Annotated in this window: 20 protein-coding genes and 2 pseudogenes; 10 read left to right on the top strand and 12 right to left on the bottom strand. The window is 59.6% G+C overall.

The window, feature by feature from the left end:
• Positions 1-1305: 1305 nt before the first annotated feature.
• Together AC0L2K_RS27575 and AC0L2K_RS27570 are read right to left on the bottom strand one after the other, a co-directional pair.
• On the bottom strand, positions 1306-1890 hold the full coding sequence (locus AC0L2K_RS27575) for a recombinase family protein (RefSeq protein WP_473532900.1): 585 nt from the start codon (positions 1888-1890) through the stop codon (positions 1306-1308).
• Positions 1891-2070: a recombinase family protein gene (locus tag AC0L2K_RS27570; RefSeq protein WP_128246358.1), complete on the bottom strand. Its 180-nt coding sequence runs from the start codon at positions 2068-2070 to the stop codon at positions 1891-1893.
• A 63-nt stretch (positions 2071-2133) separates the two neighbouring features.
• Here AC0L2K_RS27570 and AC0L2K_RS27565 point away from each other — a divergent pair, with 63 nt between their 5' ends.
• Positions 2134-2331, top strand: coding sequence for an nSTAND1 domain-containing NTPase (locus AC0L2K_RS27565; RefSeq protein ID WP_353685231.1), 198 nt, complete (start codon positions 2134-2136; stop codon positions 2329-2331).
• Here AC0L2K_RS27565 and AC0L2K_RS27560 read toward each other — a convergent pair.
• The 10 genes and pseudogenes from AC0L2K_RS27560 to AC0L2K_RS27515 form a co-directional block, all read right to left on the bottom strand.
• Positions 2250-2473: pseudogene (locus AC0L2K_RS27560) on the bottom strand (NAD-dependent epimerase/dehydratase family protein); the annotation flags it as partial. The gene AC0L2K_RS27565 and the pseudogene AC0L2K_RS27560 overlap by 82 nt on opposite strands.
• A gap of 15 nt (positions 2474-2488) precedes the next feature.
• The gene (gene gmd / locus AC0L2K_RS27555) at positions 2489-3559 is read right to left on the bottom strand and encodes a GDP-mannose 4,6-dehydratase (protein WP_287342005.1); all 1071 of its coding nucleotides are present in this window, start codon (positions 3557-3559) and stop codon (positions 2489-2491) included.
• Positions 3560-3937: 378 nt separating this feature from the next.
• Positions 3938-4510, bottom strand: coding sequence for an FkbM family methyltransferase (locus AC0L2K_RS27550; RefSeq protein WP_287237986.1), 573 nt, complete (start codon positions 4508-4510; stop codon positions 3938-3940).
• Positions 4511-5318: 808 nt separating this feature from the next.
• Entirely contained in the window at positions 5319-6107 is a 789-nt protein-coding gene (locus AC0L2K_RS27545; protein ID WP_287395952.1) for a phosphatase PAP2 family protein, read from the bottom strand.
• Between the two features lie 41 nt (positions 6108-6148).
• Positions 6149-7486 (bottom strand): NAD(P)H-dependent oxidoreductase, encoded by a 1338-nt coding sequence (locus tag AC0L2K_RS27540; RefSeq protein ID WP_287237984.1) that lies wholly within the window; start codon positions 7484-7486, stop codon positions 6149-6151.
• Between the two features lie 46 nt (positions 7487-7532).
• Positions 7533-8066 carry a dTDP-4-dehydrorhamnose 3,5-epimerase gene (gene rfbC / locus AC0L2K_RS27535; protein ID WP_287053154.1) on the bottom strand — a complete coding sequence of 178 codons (534 nt, stop codon included), beginning with the start codon at positions 8064-8066 and terminating at the stop codon, positions 7533-7535.
• A 105-nt stretch (positions 8067-8171) separates the two neighbouring features.
• Positions 8172-9254: a GHMP family kinase ATP-binding protein gene (locus AC0L2K_RS27530; protein ID WP_287237983.1), complete on the bottom strand. Its 1083-nt coding sequence runs from the start codon at positions 9252-9254 to the stop codon at positions 8172-8174.
• Positions 9255-9287: 33 nt separating this feature from the next.
• Positions 9288-10343 carry an NAD-dependent epimerase/dehydratase family protein gene (locus tag AC0L2K_RS27525; protein WP_287237982.1) on the bottom strand — a complete coding sequence of 352 codons (1056 nt, stop codon included), beginning with the start codon at positions 10341-10343 and terminating at the stop codon, positions 9288-9290.
• The gene (locus AC0L2K_RS27520) at positions 10336-11604 is read right to left on the bottom strand and encodes an HAD-IIIA family hydrolase (RefSeq protein WP_287237981.1); all 1269 of its coding nucleotides are present in this window, start codon (positions 11602-11604) and stop codon (positions 10336-10338) included. Before AC0L2K_RS27520 ends, AC0L2K_RS27525 begins: the two co-directional genes overlap by 8 nt.
• The gene (locus AC0L2K_RS27515) at positions 11601-12206 is read right to left on the bottom strand and encodes an SIS domain-containing protein (protein WP_287237980.1); all 606 of its coding nucleotides are present in this window, start codon (positions 12204-12206) and stop codon (positions 11601-11603) included. Before AC0L2K_RS27515 ends, AC0L2K_RS27520 begins: the two co-directional genes overlap by 4 nt.
• A 178-nt stretch (positions 12207-12384) precedes the next feature.
• Here AC0L2K_RS27515 and AC0L2K_RS27510 point away from each other — a divergent pair.
• The 9 genes and pseudogenes from AC0L2K_RS27510 to AC0L2K_RS27470 all read left to right on the top strand — a co-directional run.
• Positions 12385-12507 (top strand): annotated as a pseudogene (locus tag AC0L2K_RS27510) (bifunctional Delta(1)-pyrroline-2-carboxylate/Delta(1)-piperideine-2-carboxylate reductase); the annotation flags it as partial.
• Positions 12508-12677: 170 nt separating this feature from the next.
• Entirely contained in the window at positions 12678-13484 is an 807-nt protein-coding gene (locus AC0L2K_RS27505) for a WecB/TagA/CpsF family glycosyltransferase (RefSeq protein ID WP_287237979.1), read from the top strand.
• A gap of 163 nt (positions 13485-13647) precedes the next feature.
• A complete protein-coding gene (locus AC0L2K_RS27500) occupies positions 13648-14967 on the top strand; it encodes an oligosaccharide flippase family protein (RefSeq protein ID WP_287237978.1) in 1320 nt (439 codons plus the stop codon).
• Positions 14968-14978: 11 nt separating this feature from the next.
• The gene (locus AC0L2K_RS27495) at positions 14979-16748 is read left to right on the top strand and encodes a Wzz/FepE/Etk N-terminal domain-containing protein (RefSeq protein WP_287237977.1); all 1770 of its coding nucleotides are present in this window, start codon (positions 14979-14981) and stop codon (positions 16746-16748) included.
• A complete protein-coding gene (locus AC0L2K_RS27490) occupies positions 16745-18055 on the top strand; it encodes an O-antigen ligase family protein (RefSeq protein ID WP_287237976.1) in 1311 nt (436 codons plus the stop codon). The genes AC0L2K_RS27495 and AC0L2K_RS27490 overlap by 4 nt, the downstream gene beginning before the upstream one ends.
• 305 nt (positions 18056-18360) lie before the next feature.
• Positions 18361-19659 carry a polysaccharide biosynthesis/export family protein gene (locus tag AC0L2K_RS27485; RefSeq protein ID WP_287237975.1) on the top strand — a complete coding sequence of 433 codons (1299 nt, stop codon included), beginning with the start codon at positions 18361-18363 and terminating at the stop codon, positions 19657-19659.
• Positions 19660-19680: 21 nt separating this feature from the next.
• Positions 19681-20862: a glycosyltransferase family 4 protein gene (locus AC0L2K_RS27480; protein WP_473532878.1), complete on the top strand. Its 1182-nt coding sequence runs from the start codon at positions 19681-19683 to the stop codon at positions 20860-20862.
• Positions 20863-21120: 258 nt separating this feature from the next.
• Positions 21121-22314 carry a glycosyltransferase family 4 protein gene (locus AC0L2K_RS27475; RefSeq protein WP_287363525.1) on the top strand — a complete coding sequence of 398 codons (1194 nt, stop codon included), beginning with the start codon at positions 21121-21123 and terminating at the stop codon, positions 22312-22314.
• Complete coding sequence (locus AC0L2K_RS27470; RefSeq protein ID WP_287237972.1) at positions 22311-22715, top strand: recombinase family protein; 405 nt, start codon at positions 22311-22313, stop codon at positions 22713-22715. Before AC0L2K_RS27475 ends, AC0L2K_RS27470 begins: the two co-directional genes overlap by 4 nt.
• Positions 22716-22724 lie beyond the last annotated feature (9 nt).

Genomic DNA, 22724 nt, shown 5'->3' with positions numbered 1-22724 from the left:
ATGACGTCTGCCGAAAAAGGCGCATCGAGATTATCGGGTAGCGCCCAAATCAACGCTCAGACGAATCCTATGGACCGTACGCGTCGCTCAGGCTGCACCGTTTTTGTTCTAAGCCGCTGCGATTCACCGGTTAATCCTGGGGACCAAGGGAGCTTGCGGCGTCGCATGCTTAACGACGGCCAGGATCACGATACCGATCATCGACGGTGTGGGATCTCGTAGGCCTGTAACTCGGGGCTCTTCGTTGCGGTCCTCAGCAAATTTGCACACCGCGCGGGCCAGCTAGCTTGAACCGCAGACAGCAAAAACACCGCGGCTATCTTGGCGAGCAGCCACCGCCCTACAACGCAAATCGTGGGCCTAGCTGGCGCAACACAGATCTGGCTCGAAGCGCAGCTTTCGCCGCTGTCGGGGACGCAGTACGCTTGTCGATAGTTGGTTTCGAACGGCTACACCAGGATGCAGGCCAGTGCGCGGGCAATTGACCGCCAACGTCCCACTTCAACTGCGTGGAGTTCGCCGATCTGGCAAGTCTTCCATCGCGATTGGCACGTTGGTAGCCCGCGCCACTTCATAGAACTTGCGGCGGGTGTGCGCGCAACAGGAGCGAGAGCGATGTTCCCCTCGCGGTGAGATGCTCGAAGCCGGCATAGCCAGCGACAGGCAGGACGCCTTTGAAGTGGTCGACATGCGAGGCCGGGCGTTCCGCTCTGCGGTCCGGTCGCGGCGGGTGATAATCGCGGAACCATACGGAATGATACGGGACGATTTTTGATTTGAGCCCACGAAAAAGCCAATAAAATCAAACGTTATCATGCGCCCTCCGGGCCCACCATTCAGTCAGCCGGATTTCCGGGTTTTTCGCCCGTCTCAAAATAGCTACGACATTTCCGGGTTAGCGCCGAGTAGCAGCCAACACTTGGCTGAGACTCCGCAGTGAGCGTCCAAAACACCTGTCTTTTGGCCGTCCGTCTCTGTCGGGCGAATTCCGTAGCCAAGTGTTTGCCAAAGCGATGGTTGGCTGATCAGCCAGATGCACGCCGGATTGTGTCAGAAGCCGAGGAGTGTGGCCTGGGTACTCCAGGCGTGCGGCAGGTCAGAGACCCGCGAGGGCTTGTGCGCCGTCAGTTCGACAGTTGATCACCCGCAACGATGCTTGCAGCAATTTTCGGGGCGAGGAACGCGAAGGGCAGGAGGCGGCTCACCTCAGATGCAACGGTGCCGTTGAGGATGGCAACGTCGGTGAGGCTTCGGTTAGCTCCGTCCGTAAGTTGTTTTAGGTACAATTGGTCTCGACGCAGAAGGTCAATCAAAGCGCCATCGGGTTCTCGGTCGCTGTGGGATCCGTCTGTAAGCACGATCCGCGTTTCGATTCAGGCGATGCTCAACTGCCGATTCACAGCCTGCGCAGGAAGGCGCCAGCCCTCGGACTCGTTTCGCCGTCGGTCGACGAATTGCTTCGAGACATAGTAGCGGTAGCGGACACCTTGCTTGTTGGCATGAACCGATCGCAATTTCTCGCCAGCTTCGTGATAGAGCAAACCTGTCAGCAGATGAGGTTGCGAGACATTGGAATCGCCGCCGTGGCGCTTGCGAGGCGAGCAGTGCCTGGGCCTCTTGGAACATTGCCGCCGTGACGATCGGCTCGCGCTCACCATCGTAAACTTGATCCTGGTGCCTGATCTTGCCGATGTAGATCTGGTTCGAAAGAAGGTGGTAGAGATTGCCGCGACCAAACGGCATGGTGACGGTAACTGATCCGTCCTTGCGTTGTCGCAGCCGTGTCGAGAGCCCCTCACTCGCACCCTCATCGACAAGATCCCGAACCGACTTCAGGGTGAGATAGCGGTCGAACAGGTGCCTGACTGTTTGTGCTTCGGTCTCGTCAATTTACCAGCTTGCGATTGTCGACGCGACGCGATAGCCCAGCGGCACCACGCCGCCCATCCACATACCCTTCTTCTTCGCCGCAGCGACGTTGTCGCGAATGCGCTCGGCTGTGACCTCTCGCCCGAACTGGGCAAAGGACAAAAGCACGTTGAGGGTGAGCCCGCCGAGATTGACGAGCAAGTTGAAGGTTTTATCCAGGCCACCGGCGCGCGCATCGAGAGCGGCGGCAGCCGTGCATGTTATGTGCGCGATGCCGGCGCCGAGCGGGCGCTCGTGGTTCTCGGCGCTTCAGGAGCTGGCAAGTCGTCGTTCCTGCGAGCGGGGTTGTGGCCGCGCCTGCGCCGGATGACATTCGCTTCGAGAATCCCGCCGACCTTTGCTGCTGCAAGGACCACGGCGTCGGGCGTGGTTTCTGTCATCCAGCGATGCACGGCGTCCTGATTTCGAAGGTCGAGAACGTCGCGCGGAGCCATTAGGACCTTGCAGTTTTCTTCTCCCATCGCCGCGCCACAGCCGAGCCGACCATGCCGCGGTGGCCAGCCACGAATACGCGTTTTGCGTCGAGCCGATAAGTGTAGTCCATGACCGGTGGCCCACTCTAGACGCTACTGTCCATGTGCCAGGTCTCTCGCTCCAGACGTTTCAGATCGGCGGCCACCATTTCCGCCACGAGGTCGCTGAACGTCGTCTTAGGCGACCAGCCGAGCTTTGAGCGGGCTTTCGCCGGATTTCCCATCAGGAGATCGACGTCCGTCGGACGGAAATGCCGTGGGTCGACTCGGACGAGGATCTCTCCTGTCTTGCCATCCCGGCCGATCTCGTCCACCCCCTTACCTTCCCAGACGATGGCGCGGCCGACTGCCCGAAAGGCACGTTCCACGAACTCGCGCACCGAATGGATTTCGCCCGTGGCGAGGACGAAGTCGTCAGGCTCGGCGTGCAGAAGAATCCGCCACATGCCCTCCACATAGTCGCGAGCATGCCCCCAGTCGCGTTTCGCGTCCAGATTTCCAAGATAGAGGGTGGACTGAAAGCCTCTCTCGACACCTGCAACCGCACGTGTGATCTTGCGGGTCACAAACGTCTCGCCGCGCGTGGGGCCTTCATGATTAAACAGTATGCCATTGGAAGCGAACATTCCGTACGCTTCACGGTAATTGATCGTGATCCAATAGGCATAGAGTTTGGCCGCCGCATAGGGAGAGCGCGGGTAGAACGGCGTTTTCTCCGTCTGGGGCACCTCCTGGACTTTGCCGAACAGCTCGGAGGTTGACGCTTGATAAAAGCGCACCCGCTCTTCCATCTTCAGGATGCGTATGGCTTCAAGCAGCCTGAGTGTGCCAAGGGCATCGGCGTTGCCGGTATATTCCGGCGTCTCGAAGCTTACCTGGACATGGCTTTGGGCCGCAAGATTGTAGATTTCGGTAGGGCGCGTCTCCTGAATGATACGAATGAGATTGGTCGCATCGGTCAGGTCGGCGTAGTGGAGAAAGAAGCGTGCGTCCGGTTCGTGCGGATCGACGTAGATGTCGTCGATGCGTTCGGTATTGAAGGAGGAGGATCTGCGTTTCAGTCCGTGGACAGTATAGCCGTTCTCCAGCAGCAGTCTGGCAAGATAGGCACCGTCCTGACCGGTCACACCAGTTATGAGCGCAATGCGATCTGTCATCGTGTCCCATCCAATCGTTGAGGGCTGTGGTGGCGACCTCGACCGACGGTCCGCCCCCACACTCCTCAAATGAAAGGCGAAAGCGCTTTGTTCGACTAGAGTGTCATTGTGGGAGGCACACCAGCAAACGGAGGTAATCCCATCGCTCAATGCCCGTCACAGCTACTTCCCGTCTCCGCGAGCTGCTTGCCGCCCATGCTGCCGTCGGCAATGCCGAACATGTGGGTCGTCTGATCAGTGCGGCGCGGGCCATGCCGGCTGAGAAATGTTCGCGTCCAGCCTGCATCTCGGGTCACCTGGCAAGCGTGGCGTCGGGGCGCTTGTTGCCGACGATCCCCGCCACCGACGGCGGGTTGTCGAAAGTTCTCGTAAGGCTTGTTATCGCGTCAGCAAAAATGACAATTCGTGGCCCGCAGGAGAAACATGGAACAGGGTGTACCCCTGGCCCTTTATCGCTTCTACTGTTCGGTACGTTTGCTCCACCGGAGTGCGGTGCCACCAGTGGTGAAACTCGACGAGAATCTGTCTCGGTAAGACATCAGATCCAAGCACCTGTGGAAGGATGTCGTGCTCTGCCCCCTCAACGTCGAGTTTCAGCACATCGATAGTTGCCAGTCCGAGCATATCCAGGATAGTAGAGTAACGCCTCACGTTGCAGATAATGCTCTTGCCTGTAACCATCTTCGTGGAAAAATTGCTGCGTGTATCGTCTTCGGACACAGCAAACGTCTGCTCCCCGTCGAAATTAGATATTCCCAGCGGGTAGATCCGCACAGTGGGGGGTAATTCCTGAGCGGCAATCCAGTCAAGACTGGCCGGAGTCGGATCAAACCCAAAGACCTTTGCGCCGAATACTTTGCTGATTTCCTGATCAAATGAAATGTCGTCCCCTAAGCCAAAGGAAAGAACAATAGGGGTGGGAGTTCCTAGAAGAGGCTCGACCGCAACCACCCAACCTCCATATACGGAGCCGAGTTTTTGTGTAGGAACAAAGCATTCGGGCCGGAGAAGATGATCGAAGCCTAAGGCCGCTCTTACAACGCGCTTACAATACCGGAGCCAATCTGGATTGTACATCAATAGTGCCTTTGGCTTATTCGTAGTAGCTGTTCCGCTTGACTGCGCCGTCCTCACCATGTCCAAAATGGACAAGAGCGCCAGATGGGTTCAGTCTGGCCTAACGCGGAGGGGCTATCGCCCTGTGAATTTTACATCAATTCCCTCCCGCGAGCAGAGTGTCATTGTGGCAGGCACTCCAGCAAAAGGAGGTAATCCCCATCGCTCGGCGTTCGTAACAGATGCTGCGGGAGCGTCGCCTTGGGCTCGGCCAACGTCTTCGCCCCGCTGCATAGGAAGTAGCCGCCCCGCTGCGATCGCCGGCTCACGAGTCCCTACGCCGATGCCCCTGTCCGAGGGCTGCGTGCCGGCTACTTGTGGGGCCGAAGAAGTGGTGATCCTGTTCGTTGCGGAGCTGAACGCAGGGGAGGGCGGGCCTTCGCGGTTCGAACGAAATTGACCCTGGGCTTCGCCGAGCGGAGCGATCGGGCTTTTTTGAACAGCGGCCGCGCGACGTAGTGGGTACTCGAAATGGCAGAGGTAATAGGGGCCAGTGGAAGCCGTATGGGGAGCCTTATCCAGCTGCCGGATGCATATTTCTTGATCCGTTGCATTGTGGTAATTCGCCGCTGTTGCGAACCATTCAGCATGATTGTTGTTGCTTGGCCAAGATGACGTTTCCTGGCCGCCTTCACACCAGTTCCTACTGGAGAAGCCTTTTGGCAAGTTCGCGCAAGTCCTGAAACGTAATAACAAGGTATGAGACCAGAAAGCTGCACAGATAGAAGCTTGGTGCGGCGCCGCGCTCCCACCGGAGAAACAAGGCGCCGAGTTCAAGGCTCGGGCGCGTTTGTGCTAGCCATGCCAGGGTCGCGGCCAAGGCGAGGCTACCCAGAGCATTGGTCGGGTAATGCAGCCCCAAGTAGACTCGCGCAAGCTCTATCACCAAGGTGCAGGCCAGGGCGAGGAGTCCGAGTTCGAAGCGAACGAGAAGAATGGCGATCGCTAAACCCGCGAACAGAACCGCTCGCTCACTGGGGAACCCGGGGCTGCCGGCGAACGGCGCTGAGCGCAGAACGGCAGCGTCGCCCAGAACCTCCGGGATATGAAGCCCAAGTGCGGCGTCAAAAATCGGCTTTGGCGTCGTCGGCAGAGTGCCCTGCAGGAAATGCGCGACGAGCGCCGCGAGGACAGCTGCGCAGACGCCGCTCACCAGCCTTGCCCTCGATTCCGGCCTGTCATGGGCGAACCAGCAATACCAAAGCAAGGACACAACTATAGCGCCCTCGGTTGTTGGGTAGACGGCACCGAAAGCGAGCCGGCTGGCGAAGGGCTGATTGCTCGCTACGGTGTTAATGGCCTTTACGAGGGGCCTGTCGATCCAATCCGGGTTAAGGGCCAGGAAAGTCGTACCCACAAAGAGGAGGCAAAGCGCGGCGGCATGCTTCAGGTAATGGAAGTCGGATAGCGTTCGCGCCATCGGTTCGGCCATCTCGAACCTCCTCGGGCTCGGTCTGCACAACATCCCGCTAACTAAGCGGTTGTAAGAACCTCGCGCTGCGGTGACGCGGCAGAGCTGCCGAAGAAGATAAGATCCTGCGCCCGGCGCAGTCCGTCGCACAGCCGCCCTATCGGAAGCTCGATGTCGTCATAGCCGAGCACCTCGTCGCGCTTGACGTCGCGCAGCAGTCGGCAGCCCTCGGCGAGCCCGATCGGCACAAGCCGCTCGGCGTGCACCGTCGGCGCGTTCTCGCAGAGGCCATAGGTCATGTAATGTCCGAGGCCATCGAGGATCTCTCCGGCACTAAGGTCCCGCTTGGCGGCGGCCACAACGTCAACGGTCGGCGCGCCCAGGGGCGCAATCGCAGCATCGCGGAAGATCGCGGCCCTCGCCACCGTGAAGGGGACCTCGAAATGACACAGATGATAAGGCCAATAGAAACAGTAGAGCGGCCCGGGGCCCATCTTGTAGAGCGACAGATAGTGTTTCTCGACGGCATTCTCTGTGGTGCCAAGAACGAAGACGCCGGGGTTAGGCATGGCGCCGACACAATAATCAACTATCCCCGGCCCCTCGAGGAGCTGATTGAGCGGATACCAGCCGACCGCCTCTTGGATCGGGGTCCCGGGCTCGACCACAGGCCCGTACATGCCGCGCTTGGCCACCAGCATGCCTGTGGCGTTGGCGACGATGGCGTTCTCGAATGAGATCTTCGTGCCGTCCGCGAAGGAGGTGACCATCGGGGCCTTCATCCCCCACTTCTTGGCAAATCCCTCCTGGGTCGTCGGATTTCGGTAGGGATCGTGCAGGCCCTTGATGTTCCCGCAAAGCACGGGACGTATGCCCAGGCCCCTGACCCAACGGTAGAGGTTCATGATGACGCCCGGCTGATCCCCCTCCACATTGGTGAGGACCACGCCTGCCTGGTCGGCATACACTTTCAGGATTGGGCCGATCGTGCCGTCGAGTTCGGCATTCATCAGGGCGAGATGCTTGCCGTGCCGGATCGCGCACATTGTGACTTGGGCAGCGAACTCGATCGCGCCTGTCGCCTCGACGACGATGTCGATGCCTTCGGCCTCGCAAATGTGCATCGGGTCCGCCGTGATCGCGCGGCGGCCGCGGGCCACGAGATCCTCAAGCGCTTTGGTGCTGGTCGCCTCCGTCACATCGTCCGCGCCTGCAGCGGCATAGGCCTCTCGCGCCTTTTCCACGTGTCTGTTGGAAATGGCTACGAGTTCCATGCCCGGAACATATCGCAGCATCTGCATCGCGATACCTCGGGCCATGAAACCGGCCCCCACCATACCCACGCGAATTGGACGCCCCTCAGCCTGGAGCAACTCCAACTCCCTGTCGACGATGAACATTTGCGTCTCCTCTGTAGCGCTCCCGCAAGTTCGTCGCCGAGAAAGGTCATTCGGCGTAGTCTGGCCAAGTCCGGTCCTTATCTGAGATCACCGCCGGCTCATCCACTGGCCACTTCACGGCGAAAGCAGAATCGTTCCAACGAACACCGCGTTCGGCTGCCGGTGCATAGAATTCGGAGACGAGATACGTGGCCTCGGTGTGGTCCTCAATGGTGAGAAAGGCGTTCGCGCAGCCCTTCGGTATCACCAGCATCCGTTGGTTCGCCGCGGAAAGTTCCACAGTGAGGTGCTGCTTATAGGTGGGTGACTCGGGCCGCAGGTCGATCAGCACGTCGTACAGGCTGCCCCGGATGCAGCGAAGCATCTTGTCCTCACCATGGGGAGCCAGCTGGTAGTGGAAGCCGCGCAGTGTATGCTTGTGCCTGTTGTATGAAATATTCATCTGCACGACATGATCCGGAAGTCCCTGCTCGGCAAATTCCCGCGAACACCAGCCGCGCGCGAAAAAGCCCCGCTCGTCTTCGAATTTCTGCAGTTCCACCAGGGTGGCGCCGGGAATATCGGTCTTTGTGAAAACCATCGTAGATCCATTGATCAAATGAATGTCACGTCGGGTCGCATCTCCGACGCTCTCCTTGATGGTTGCTCGCGCCGGCGATCCGCTTGTGCGATCGCGGGACGGCATTTAGACTTGCGCCGGATGCAAGAGCCGCGAGCCATGGACTTCATAGCCGATAGGCACATAGGCTAGGTGTGAAAGTGCGCGTCTTACGCTTTCCCGGCGTTCCGGCTTGACCGCGAACATAAGGAACCCGCCGCCGCCGGCGCCGCACAGCTTGCCGCCTTCCGCACCTGCGTCCCTGGCGAGGTCGTAGTGCCCATTGATCGCCGCGTTACTCACGCGGGACGCCAAACTCCGCTTCATCTCCCACCCTGCGTGAAGGACGGCACCGAAGCGTTCTATGTCGATGACGGGCTCCGAAAAGATCTCCTGAAGCATGAAGGCGTCGTCCCGCATCCGCCTGAGCGTATCGAGATTGCTTGACGTGTTCGCCTTCTGCTCTGCCAGCACGGAGCTGGCCGGTCGCTGATGCGATGTCCAGAACATCATCAGGTTGCTGAAGAGATGTTCGACGGCGCCATTGCGCACCCGCTGCGGCTCGACCGTTACCGCGCCGCCAGGCTGGAAGCGGAACAGGTTCATGCCCCCGAACGCGGCGGCATACTGGTCCTGCTTGCCAATCGGCTCCTTGAGGATGTGCATCTCGATGTGACATGCCTCTTCGGCGAGTTGGCCAGGGGTGACACGTTCTCCCCGGAATGCATGCAGGGCGTTGAGCAGTCCCACCGTGAACGAGCTCGACCCCCCCATGCCCGTCGAGGCCGGCATGTCTCCGACCGTCGAGATGTAAATCGGCGGTTCGATCTCCAGGAAATGCAGGCATTCGCGAGCTATGTTGTTCTTGATCTCCCCAATGGTGTTTACCTGCTCTGTCTGTGAATAGTTCAAGCGGATGGGTTCATTAAAGATCTCGCTGTGACGCTTGACGGTGACATAGATGTACTTGTCCACTGCCGCGCTGAAGACCGCGCCGCAATCGCGATTGTAGAAATCGGGCAGGTCGGTACCGCCGCCAGCAAAACTGACGCGCAAAGGAGTGCGCGTCAGGACGAGAGACGGTAGACGCTGTGCAGCGCGGTCGATGATGGTCGGAAGGTCCAGTCCTGAGCGGCGCCCCACGGCTTTGGTATCGTCTAGCTGTTCCATATTTTGCCCTCACGAAAATCAACGGAATGAAAATTAGGCAACACGCGGCTGTGCGGTTCGCCAGCGCAGTTGATCATCGAGCATCCCCGCCTTGAGCAAATGATCGAGCCAGCGCAGCCGCGTGAAGCGCTTGTCCGTAAAGTCTTCAAATCTAAGTGCGATCGATCGGAACGCCTCGTAAAGCTCCTGCGCTCCCTTTCGCGCCGTCGACTGAAACTCGAAATCCGGGAAAGTCCGTGAGAACTTGCTGAAGTCCGCCTTGTAGGTCCTTTGGTCCGCGCCCCGCTTCGGTGTCATTGTGAGCTGCGCGCCGGGGACGGCCTCAACGGCGATCTCTGCTATCTCGCGCACCTGAAGATTGAGGCTTTCAACACCCATGTTGAACGCCTCATTGTGGATGTCCTGTAGCGGCGCCTCCAGCATCAATTTGAAATAGCGCGCGACATCCTGGACATGAACCACGGGCCGCCATGGCGTGCCATCGCTATGGACTTCGACACGTCCAGTTGTGAAGGCGCTGCCCATGAAATTGTTCAGCACGGTGTCGAAGCGCATTCGCGGCGAGAGACCATAGACGGTGCCGTTGCGGCAATAGACGGGCGAGAACCGGTCGTCCGCCAGTGCGCGCAGCGCTTCTTCGGCAACAGCCTTCGATCTTGCGTACTCTGTTTGCGGCGCCAGCGGGGCGGTTTCGTCGACGACGGCGGCTTTCGACATGCCATACATGATGCAGGAGGAGGAAAATAGGAACCGCCGAATGCCGGCCGCTTTGGCCATCGTGGCCAGACGAACTGTCCCTTGCGCATTGATCTGTCTCGTCCAATCCGCGTTGAGATTTCCGATCGGGTCGTTCGAGAGTGCCGCCAGATGGATCAGTGCGTCAAAGCCCTGGAGATCCGGGGGTTCGATGGCGCGCAGATCCTTTGTGATCTCGGGCACACTGGTATTGTCGGCTCCCAGGGTGCACGCATGAAAATATCCCATGTCCAGCCCGACCACCTCATAGCCCGCCGTCTGCAACACGGGCACCATGACAGAACCGAGATATCCATTGTGTCCGGTGACGAGAACGCGTGTTGGTTCATTCATGTCTGCCCTGCTCCGCTTTCGAAAGGAGTTGACGGGTGAGGTCCAGAAGCGAGCATTGCTCGCTTACTTGCGCATATAGGCAGTCCGCGGCTTCGGCCGCTTGACGGTCACGATCGTCATCGCCGACAAAGAGTGTGCGTGTGAGGTCGAGATCAAAGTCGCGCTGTGCCTGATACAGCATGCCGGGTTTGGGTTTGCGGCAGTCGCAGCCGTCGTCCCAGCCGTGTGGGCAGTGGTAGATCTCCGCGATCTTGCCGCCGACGGCTTCGGACTCGGCGCACATGCGCTGGTGAAGCGCCTCGAGATCAGCGGCGGTCATCGCTCCGCGCGCTATCCCTGCCTGGTTCGAGATGACGACTATGCGGTAGCCGGCCTCGTTCAGAAGGGCCAACGCCTGCTTTGCACCCGGAACCCACTCCCACTGGTCCCATGAACACACATATTGAGCCCGTGGCGGTCTGCAGTTGAGTACGCCGTCCCTATCTACAAGCATGGTTTTTTCGCGCCTCATAAAGCGCTCCGTCGCGGGTAGACGCTCGATCGAGCCCACGCTGTAATAGCGGTGCTCGCTTACGAAGCCGGCGAGGCGATGCTGCGTCGCGAGCGGCGTGTAGATGGCCTCCTCGAAGAGGGTGTCCTCGTCGGGCAGGAGTTCGAGGGCGAGATCGGTCAGTATGGCATAGCTGATCTCGACTCCCTGCAGCCCGGGCGTGGAGCGGAGCCGGTCGAAGACGGTCACATTGTCGTCCGCATCAAGGATCACGCTGCCGCGTGAATAGCCGTCCTTGTTGCTGTAGACCGTGATCATTCCAGGCTTGCCGGCCGCACAGAAGCGTTGCCACAGCCGCTCCATGCGCATGGGCCAGTAATTGTCACAATACAGCAGCAGGAAGCAGGGATCTATGAGGTGACGGGCATTTGATACCCGGCTGCTGGTGAGGTCGTCGGGACGGGTGACGGCATATTCGATACTGAGGCCCAACCTGCTGCCGTCGCCGAAGTGGTCCATCACCACATGGGGCAAATACCCGAGTAGAAGAAGAACTCTTTCGAACCCCTCCTGCCGCAGCTGTTCGATCTGGTATTCCAAAAAAGGGCGGCCGAGCACCGGCACCATTGGTTTCGGGCGGTCGAGTGTGATCGGCCGCATGCGCGTGCCACGCCCGCCGGCCAGGATGACCGCCTGGCGCGGCCGGCTGTAGGTGCGGCCCTCGACATCTGCCTTTTGCAGGCAGGGAGAGCTCGGCAGGACAATATTCATTGACCGCGCTCCGGTCGGTCGGCGACGAGGTATCGCGTGATGGCATGACAGATCGCGGCGTGGGCGTCCTCGACGAGTTCGTAGGTGCCTTTTTCAGACCGCACCCATACTGACTGATCGACGAGCTCTTTAAGCGTGCCGCCGTCAAAACCGACAATGCCGATCGTGGCTACCTTCCTTTCGCGAGCGAGTTCGACTGCCCGCACGAGATTAAGCGAGTTCCCGCTGGCTGAAATCACTATGAGCACGTCACCCGGCTTGGCGAAGTTCTCCATCTGGCCGGCAAAGATACGCTCGTAGCCTTCGTCATTGCCGAGCGCCGTCATCCAGGAGACGTTGTCTGTCAGGCCCATGACCCGGATTGGCTGCCTTCCCGAGCGCTTCGTGGCCTTGCCGAGGTCATTGACCCAGTGGGAGGCGGTCGCTGCGCTGCCGCCGTTGCCGGCGACGAAGACTGTGCCGCCCGCATCGCGTACGGCGCGCAGCATCTGTATCGCCTCCTGCACGGCATCCGTATCGATCTGCGCCAATGCGATGCACAGCGATGCCAGATAATCCTGCGTGAATTCCTTAGGCTGCAACCAGAGGGCATCCGCGAACATTTGCAACATCCCACCACTCCCTGATCGATCGCGAGCTCTGTCACCTCGATTGGCTGCAATAGGTGAGCCATCATCACAGCGTGCGAGCACTTCGAGTTCAATTGCTATTCCGAACGGGAAGCTGGTGGGCGGCGCCCATCGGACGTACCTAAAAGGAATATCCCTTGTTCTCTCCGTTGCGGCCGGCACGTGGGCAGGCGGCCATATCGGCGTCAAGATCGTCACGGTGTCGCCCGACAACAATGCCGTAGGCAAGCCCGCGGTGATGGGGCTTTACCTCCTGCTTGACGGCGCGACGGGCTGCGCATTTCATGCGCTCTTTCGGCACCACGGAGAGAACAAAGGATATTCCTTTTAGCTACCTCCGGTGAGCGCGCCGCCCGCCAGCTTCCCGTTCGGAATAGCAATTGAACTCGAAGTGCTCGCACGCTGTGATGATGGCTCACCTATTGCAGCAATCGAGGCTGTGGCATGACAGAGCTCGCGATTGATCAGGGACACGCGATCGATCAGGGACAGTTGCGCGAGCAAGTGCTTGGGGTACCCGTGCACGCCCTGGGTTTGGCGCAGGCAGTCCACTGTGTCTTCGACTGGGCCCTACGGCGGGAGAGCCGAACGGTTTTCCTGTGCAATGTCCACAGTGTCGTCACCGCCCGCCGCAATCGCGCCCATGCCGAAGCGATGGATAGCGCCGACCTTGTCGCGCCGGATGGAGCGCCGGTGGCGTGGATGCTGAGGCGGCAGGGACACGCGGATCAGCCGCGCATCAGCGGACCGGACCTGATGTGGATTTGTTGCCGGAGGGCATCGGAACTCGGCACGGCAATGTTCCTGTACGGCGGCAGCCCGGGCACCCTCCAGCGTCTCGGAGGGTGCATTCGAACCGAGTTCGCCGGCATAAACATCGTGGGATCTTACTCACCTCCGCGCCGCCCTCTGTCGGCCGAGGAGGATGAGGCAGTGGTCAGAATGATCAATCAGTCCGGTGCGAGGATCGTGTGGGTGGGGCTCGGATGTCCCAAGCAGGAAAGCTGGATGCAGGCGCATCGCGGCCGGATCAATGCGGTCATGTTGGGGGTAGGAGCAGCTTTCGATTTCCACGCCGGAGACGTCAAGCGGGCGCCGCAATGGATGCAGAAGAGCGGGCTGGAATGGCTGCACCGGCTCTTCCAGGATCCCCGCCGCCTGGCGAGCAGGTATCTCGTGACGAACAGCCTGTTCATCCTGGCTTTGCTGCAGGCGTCTCTGCTTCCCAAGCACAGACTTCGTGACGGTTAGAGGGAGGCGGAACCAGTGAACACACTCGGACCGCCGTATTGCTGATCTGCCCCAACTCCTTCACGGGCGGCTGTTCTTCGGCGCTGCTGCTGGGAGGCGGCGTTGCCCATATCTGGACGGTGTGGTTTGCATTGCCTCGACAGGCACCTGACTGGAGGCTACCATGACTCTGAGCAAACAGGCCGCCAGTCTGGCTGTCCTGCATGTCACCGACGTCCTGCAGCCGCTGATCATCTTGCCCTATGCCGGGCGTGTCCTCGGACCCATGAGTTTCGGGCAGTACGCGTATGCGCTCGCCATCGGTCAACTCGCTGCCTCCGTCGTAGCCTATGGATTTCATTGGACCGCGCAGCGCAGGGTTGCTTCCCTTCGTTACGAGCCGGCGGAGATCGCGTCACTCGTTGCTCAGGTCATGGCCACCAAGGCAGTGCTGTTCGTTGCCGTATGCCTGGTTGGCCTTGTGCTGGCCGGCGACGTCCTGGCGCTCAGTAGGCCGACATTCCTGTGCGCGATGCTCTCGGCCGCCGGCAGCATTATTTTTCCGGCCTGGCTCTTCGTCGGCCTGGAACGCGCCTGGCAGGCGGCCGTCGCGGTGGTTGTTGCTCGCGTTCTGGCGCTCGTCTGTTTCGTCGCCATGGTCGCATCACCTGACCAGGTCGCGCTCGCCGTTGCCATCCAGAGCGCAGTTCCCGTCGTCAGTGGCGTCATCTGCTTACCTTTCATCCTGCCGATTGGGTTCGGCGGCTTCAGGTCCGTGACGCTTTCGACGATTGGAATGCAGCTGCGCAATGGCTGGAGGGGATGCCTCTTCTTAGCCGTGGAGACTGCCCTCTTCACCCTCCCCGTCGCCCTTGTCGGGCATTTCGAAGGTTATGTCGCAGCCGGACAATATTCTGTCGCCGAAAAATTCCTATTAGCCGCGCGGGTATTTTTCAAGTTGCTTATGGATACCTTCATACCGAGGGTTTCATACTACGCTCACGTCGACCCGGCTGCCGGGATACGACTGATAAGGATATCACTATTCACCGTAGCAGGCGGAGCGGCGATGAGTATTGGAATGTACTTTGTTGCCCCGTATATAATATTGATCCTCTTCGGAGATGAATTTTCAGGGGCGATACCTATCGTGCGCGCAATGGCAATTATACCACTACTGATGAACATAAATACATTCACAGCAAATATATTCATGTTTAGTTACGGCTATGAAAATGAATGGGCCGTCCTTAACGTATCCGGTCTGCTAGTATTCCTGGTGGCCACATATTTTTTCTCTTTCGTCGTGGCGGAGCAAGCCATTGTTTATGCGCTGGTGGCGAAGGAAGTCGTCGTGCTGGTGGTTTCAGCCGGCTTCTTCCTCATTGGCGGAGCGGCCGCCCTTTGCACGGCGGCGGCTTGCGACGCAGGCCGGGTGCGAGGATATCCGCCGGCGTCCCAATCCGCGCCGTTGGAGCACGACGCGGATCGTTTCCGGTCGTAGGAGAGCATAGTATGTTCGCCACTGATCACTTTGTCCTTCAGCCGTCGGGGTCGCCTCATCAGCCGATCCCCCCTAAGGATCGCGACGAGCTGACCGCGAAAGACATCTTGAGATTTGTTCGAAGCAGTTGGCGCCTTTGCCTCCTCTGGATAGTTGTGAGCCTTGGTGTCGGCGGCGCCTATGCGGTCCTTTCGCCTGGATATTACACCGCCTATGCGACAATCCTCCTTTCATCTCCGCCCGCTTCGCAACCGGGCGAAGCTGAGGCAGATGAGCGGGTCTATGTAGAGAGCCAGATACAGGTCATTCAGTCGGACGAGGTCGTCGGACGCGTTGTTGACCACACTGGCTTAGCGGAAGACGAAGAGTTTGTGATGGATGACAGCCTGCGCGCGCGGATCTCCAGCTATGTGCGGAGCCAATTGGCGTCTCTCTTCGGCACCGAACTGCCGACGGCGGAGCCAAATATTCGGCATGAGGCGATGGTCCTTGTGAGGCGCGCGTTTTCCGTTCATCAGCTAGGTTCCTCCCGCGCCGTCGAGATCGGGGTCACCTCTTCCGATCCTCAGTTCTCGGCCATGCTCGCGAACGCGATCGCAGGCGGTTACATCGGAAGTCAGCGCGAACGCCGGCAGGCGGCTCGCGCGGAAGAAGCATCTGATCTGCACAAGCGGCTGGCGGAACTTCGGGAAAAGGCTTTTGTAACTGAATCACCGAAGAAACTCCCATCGGACCCTGAATCTGCGGAGAGCGCAAGAGTCCTTTTCCGCGAGCAGCAGAGCGCGGCCGAGGTTTATCGCTCGCTTTACAATGCCCTTCTGCAGCGGACCCACTCCGATTTTAGCGCCTCGTCGCTGATCCCGAGCGCAAGGGTCATCACCGCGGCCGAACCGCCTCGCCAACGCAGTTGGCCGCCAACGGTCCTGATGGTAGCGCTCTCCGCTATGGCCGGTGGGGTTGCCGGCGTTGGTCATGCATTGATCAGGCAGGCAATGAACCACCGCCTGATGACGGTCGAGGATGTGCACAGGTCGACCGGCCTCGATCGGATTGTAGGGATCCCCAGAATTCCCCGCCGCAGGTGGAATGTCGTGGGGCCATGCGAGCAGTCTTTGCAGCCCGTCTACTCAAAGGACGCTCCCGAGCTTCACAGCTCGCTGAGCAAGATTGCCACCCGGATGCGCGGAGTTCAGGGCCGCCAAGTGAGCAAGATTGCCACCCGGATGCGCGGAGTTCAGGGCCGCCAAGCCGGATTTGTAATCGGCGTTGCTTCACCCCTCGGCAAGTCCGGAAGCTCCACGGTGGCGGTTCATCTCGCAAGGGTCATTGCGGCGACCGGGCAAAAGACACTGCTCGTTGATGCCAATTGGCAAAAGCCATCAATGGACCAGCCAATGCTGAACGCGGAGCCAGGTCGCAAGCTCGCCAGGGCGTTTGCCACCATTCCCGCGGATCAGGAAGGGCTGGAAGTTCTGGTTCTCAGGCCCACGGGGTCAATCTCCGACTTGAATGCCTCGCTCTCCATCTCCGCTGCACTCCAGCATCTGCAGCAAGAATACAGTTGTATAGTGGTTGATTTTCACAGCACCGACCGCACCGCTGATCTGGAAGCGGCTATGGGCGTCATCAGCGAGGTCCTCCTGGTGCTGAAGGCACGCCGCACTTTCGCGGACCACCTCGAGGGAATCCTGCGCATCATCCCTGCAGAGAAACTCTCGGCAGTAATTTTGACCAGGATCAACCGTGCGGCTTTCAGTCCTAACCGGGAATACAGGCCATGACCTCGCCGGCGACATTGTCACGCGGGAAGGGTTCAGAGCCGGTCGACCTCGTTTGCAGCCATTCCCCTGACGTGCTCGACTACACCCTCTTTCTCTCCGGCATTTGGCTGGCCTGCGCCCTCGCAATATCCCTGCGCCTGCTTGGCCCTTTCTTCATAGTGATCCCGGTCGGCGTCTGTCTGGCCTATGCCGTGCTGCGGCAGACGGTGCCGCCTCGTCTGCTGGCGGTCTACACCGCCTTCTGCCTCTTCATTGCCCTGCTGTCCAGATACGGGCTGATGCCGGATTCCTGGCAGGTTCACTTCCTTCAAGACGCAGTCATAAGGCAAATCGTCCCGATTGTAGGATTCTTCGCCGTCGCATGGGCATCCAAGGCTTATTTCCGCCGCAGGCTGATGAGCGGCAATGCTTTTTTTGGTGCACCCGTTTTCCTGTTCCTGTCTCTCGTTGTCGCGCCGGCGGTGATGTTTCAGCAGGACGTGCAATATCAGGGCGCATCTCCGCAAGCCACGATACCGATTCTTTATGGTTCGCTGATCAATAACATGGTCATTGCCATGTTTTTCATTGCAGGCGGTATTTTTCTGACGAACGACTGGCGCCGATACGGCGGCATTTTGCTCTTATTGGGAATAGCCCTCGCCAGCCCCTTGGCTCAGTTCAAGGTGCTCGCGGCCACGATGATCGTCATTCTAATTGGCGTGCCCGGCCGGTTGATGGCCGCAGCTCTGGCGGCCGCACTGACTTCGGCCTGTGCCGTCGGGCTGAACTTCATACCTCAAACCTTTGCTCTGGACCCGAACTCCGGGATCCGACTCGAGTTCATTTCGGACGCACTCGCATCCCTTGCGGATACATACGGATTTGGCATCGGATTTGGGAAGGAATCGGTCCGATGGCGATATGAGTTTCCCGGGTTCGAGGATATTACCTTTCTTCCCGACACCAGGAATATTACGCATGCCAAAATGCTTGAGATACTCTCGACAGGAATTCACAATTCGTTCTTTCAAGCCATATTGCGGACGGGGGTCATTGGTTTCATTTTGATCGTGTCTGCCATTTTGGTGGCCTTCCCGCCAAATCGACTGCCACGCGGTGTTCGCAATCATGCGTCCACAGTCTTCATCACGATTTTCCTCGCCATGTTCGTCAATCCAGTCCTGGAGAGCCCTGTACAGATTGTGGGAGTTGGTTTCTCATACGGCTATTTGATTGCACTTCGCGCCAGCGTTCCGGCCTTGGCTGTGGAACCCCCTCCAGTTGAACCGGGTCGAACGCAGCATTGCGCTTGTTCATACATCTGACGGAACATGGATGCGGCCCACCCGACATCGGCGGGCTATCGGTCTCGGCAGAAGGGGATCGCGTTGTACCGATTTTGGCGCGGCAGGAGCAGGAGAGCCGTCCGCTGATGTGCCCGCTCATGCGGCGGCGCCGTGCCGCTTCCATGAGGAGTGCCTCGAAAGAGCCAGCGAGCCAGCCATTTTGCCTCGGCCTCGGCTATGCCTCCTCTGGTAGCATAGGGCCATCCAATGCGCAGGTTCGCCCGCGCCGGAGAAACCCGTGCTAAGTCGCCCGTAGAGATACGGGGCAACCCGTTGGGGAACCCATGAAGCTGTTGAGATCCTTGTTGTCGGCGCTGTCGATGACCATGGCTTCGACCCGCCTCGCTTCGTTCGCTGGCGCCATCGCTCTGATTCCGACAGCGGCACTTGCCGACTACACTCTACAGCCCGGAGATACGCTGGAAGTATCGGTCCCTGGTATTCCGGATTTCAGGCAGCGATTGCTGATCGGAGTGGACGGCGAAGTGAACTTGGCGCTGGTTGGAGCGGTTCAAGTCAGCGGCCTTTCCATTCAACAAGCGCAGGAAATAATCGCTGGCAGTCTCGCCAGCAAGCAGTATCAGCGGGGGACCGCGGACGGCCGTGAAGTAACGCACCTGATCCAGACCGACCAGGTCTTTGTTTCGCTTGCCGAATACCGGCCCATCTATGTTTATGGTGATGTGGCGAAGCCGGGAGAGTACATCTTCCGGCCGGGTATGACCGTCCGACAGGCTGTGGCGGTTGCGGGTGGCTACAGCGCTGCCCAGGTTCGCATCGCCAATCCGCTCATGGAAGCGGCCGATTTCCGTTCCGAGTACAAAGCCCTATGGGCGCAATTCGCAACGGAACAGGCTCGCATTTGGCGCCTTCGCACCGAACTCGGCGAAGAAGTCGAACATGTCAAGAACGTGCCGGTGCCTGAGGCGCTCGCCGAACGATTGAAGCAAACGGCAACAGCGCATATCGAAGCTCGTCTGTCAGACAGTGAAAAGGACAAGGAGCTTCTGCGACGTGCTGTCGAGGAGACTAACCTGCAACTGGGGCTCCTGTCTGAAAAGAAGAAGAAGGACGAAGAGGGAAGCCAGGCCGACGCCGACGATTACGAGAGCGTCAGGACGCTGTTTCAGAAGGGCCTGGCGCCGACCACGCGCCTATCTGAAGCCCGTCGAGCGGTGCTTATGTCATCAACCCAACTGCTCGATACGATCGTCCAGGCATCGAACATCGAGCGCCAGCGCGGCGAATATGTCAGACAGATGAACAAGATCGACAGTGAACGACAAATCGCGGCCTTGGGAGAGCTACAGGAGGCCTATATGAATCTGGCCCAGATCTCGGCGCGTCTTGAGGGTACCGCGCAGAAGCTGGCGCTTACAGGTCAAGCGCAATCCACCTTACTGATAGCCGCGGGTCGGCCCGAGATAACAGTCCATAGAAAGCGAGAGCAGGGCGCCGAGACGCTCCCCGGCAGCGAAGATCTCGGGCTTGCGCCCGGCGACGTTGTGGAGGTCGTTCTGCCAAAGGTCGACTTTTCCGGAGCCGTCGCGTCGTCGCCACGGGCGTCCGGGATGCCGAATTGAGATTCGGACGGGCGGACTGCGATGCGCGTCTTAATGGTTCATAATTTCTACCAGATAAGGGCCGGAGAGGACAGCGTGGTTCGGGAGGAGCTCGCGTGCCTCAAGCAGAATGGGGTCGAGGTCGAGCTGTTCTCCGCCACGAATGACGATATCGTGCGGGTCGCGCGGAAGATTTCTACCGCCCTGGGGGTTGTCTACAACTCTCATTCACGGCGGGCACTGTCCCGAAAATTGGCGGAATTTTCACCGGATGTCGTCCATATCCACAATTTCTTTCCTCTCCTGAGCCCCTCCATCCTGGATGCGTGCCGCGAGGCCGGCGTGCCATCAGTAATGACCTTGCACAACTTCAGGATCCTCTGTCCCAGTGCCTTGCTTTATCCCGATGAGAGGCTTCGGGAGCGAAGTCTCCGCCACGCCTGCTGGTGGACTGTTCCGAAGAAGGTCTACAGGAATTCCCTGGCGGGCACGCTCGCCCTTGCCGCAATGGTCGAGTTTCACAAGAGAGCCGGCACCTGGTCCCGCAAGGTCGAGCGCTTCATTGCCCTCACCGACTGGGCCAGGCGCAAGCTTGTGGAAGGCGGCCTGCCGGCCGAACGCATCGTCGTCAAGCCCAACGCTGTTGCCAGGCCGCCGATCTTCGGTAACCTTCGTCGCTATGGAGGGCTGTTCGTCGGACGACTGGATGAGCACCACAAGGGAGTGGCCACGCTGCTCGAGGCGTGGAAGGAGATCGACTATCCGCTGCGGATCATCGGCGACGGGCCGTTGGCTCCGCTTGTCGAGCAATCTGCGTGCGAGCGCGTGGAATATCTCGGGCGTCAGTCGCGCGAGACGGTGCTGAAGGAGATGCAGGCTGCAGCATTCCTGCTCTTTCCGTCGAAAGGGTATGAATTGTTTCCCATGACAGTCATCGAGGCCTTCGCAAGCCGGCTGCCGGTCATCTGCTCGGATCTGCCGTGGATCAAAGGGGTCGTGGAGCCAGACGTCACCGGCCTTGTCGTTCCTGTCGGCAATGCCGGCGCGTTGGCCGATCAGGTGCGCTGGGCGCTTTCAAACCGATCTGCCTTGGAGGAAGTGGCAGGCCGGGCCTATGCCGCCTATCAGAAGCAGTACACGCCCGAAGCAAACTTCAATCGGCTGATGGCCATCTATGAGCCCTTGGTCAGGCGCCCGATCCGGGCCTTCGCGGCGCTGTCGTGAGGTGGGCCGGAACATGCGCCGGCAGGAACCGACCAGGGCTGCCCATAGGGCAGACCAAGCTTCACGCGTCAACGAGCGCAGTGCGGGCCGGGGTACTCCCCATTTTTCGTTTATCGATTGCCCCGAGGATCGATCCTGCCGCCCCTCGCATACTTCGGAGAGGTCCTCTTTTGCTTCCATTGCCGAAACACGGTGCAACGGGAGGCTGCGGCCGCCCGCAGGTACCTATTGTGACGGTTTGATCGAATGCGCATTGTCTTGACCCGGCGCGAACCTTTGGATTCACCTGATGGTGTGAGCATCTTCATTGTGGCACTTGCCCAGGCGTTGCTCGAACTGGGGCACCAGGTGCAGATCGTGGTCGGCACCTTCGAAAGCCCCGCAAAATTTCAGCGACTTCTTTCGCCTCGCCTCGAGTTGCCGATAATCGGATTGAGCCGCACGCCTTTGACCGGACCGGCCTCAGTCGCGGCATGGCTGCGGGCGATCGGTATCATCAATCGGTTCCGGCCGGACCTTGTCATCCACAGCGAGACGGTGCCGCTACCGCTGCGTGGCACGATCGTCCAGATCGTTCACGATCTCGAGAGACGGAAAGGGGCGCTTGCGGCAGCATGGCGAGCCATTCGACGCGCGAGCATGCGGCGCTGCCACTACGTCGTCGCCTCCACGACCGAGCTTCAGGAGGAACTGGTGCGAGATCTTGGGCTGCCAAGGGACCAAATCCTGAAAATTCCCAAATGCATCGATCGCCAGTCATATGCGTCTCGTGGGCTGGCAGAGCGCGAGCGGGCAATCCTCCATGCCGGCACCTCGCCCTACAAGGTGCCGGAGGCGACGATCCGGGCATTCGGCGCCCTCAACGACCCTTCCGTACGGCTCTACGTGACGGGTGACATAACAAGACCGGTGCGCGAGGCGGTCGATGCTCTTCCTGAACCGATAAGGCGGCACGTGGTCCTTCTCGGGATGGCAGAGGGAGCACGCGTTCGCGAACTACACAGCCGCGTTCGCGTCGCCGCTTTCCCCACGCGCTATACCGTCCCTGTCGCCTCGGCAACGGTGATGGAGGCGATCGCCACCGGCACGCCCATCGTCGGGTCTTCAAGGCTCAGCCGGGATCTGCTCGCGGATGGCGAGAATGGAGCAGTGGTCGAACCACAGGCCGAGGCGATGGCCGCAGCGCTGAAGGCGGTGCTGGACGATGATGACCTTTGGTCGCGTTTGTCGGCGGGTGCCCGCGAGAGGGTTAGACAGTTCGATGCTCATAGTGTTGCAAAGCAATATTTGGAGCTCGCGAACCCCTCCGGATTGCGGTCCAACATCGGAATTTCCGTGAAGGGGGAGGAAGACAAAGGGAGTGACCAACCGCGGCTCGCAGATCGTCAGCGGCTTGTCGGGCCCCTTGCATCCCATTCCCTGAAAGCTTCTTACGATTGGGCAAGGCGATGATCATCGGCTACTGTCGTATCAACACCTTCGAACCCGCTGCCAGGCTGGAGGCGCAAAAGCTTTATCTTGCCCGCTTGGGAGCCGAGAACTTCTTCTACGAGAAGACTAGCATATTCGGTTCGACGCCGGAGCTGGAGAGGGCGATCGCCTGTGCCAGGAGAGGAGACGTGATTGCGGTCACGAAGCCGTACCGCGTTGCGCGCACAACCCGCGAAGTGCTGGCGCTCATCGAAAGGCTTGGCACCAAGGATGTCGGTCTTCGCATCGTTGACACACCTATCGATACGAGCACGACAACGGGACGCATGATTCTTGCATCAGCGCCTCTCTGGACGCTTGGGATGTCCCCGTCGCGGTCAATGCTGTCAGACCTGCTTCTCTTTTGGCGTCGTCGTCGGTAGGGCCTCGTC

The sequence above is a fragment of the Mesorhizobium sp. WSM4817 genome (assembly GCF_055811135.1).
This window is presented reverse-complemented; position numbering and strand designations above follow the sequence as displayed.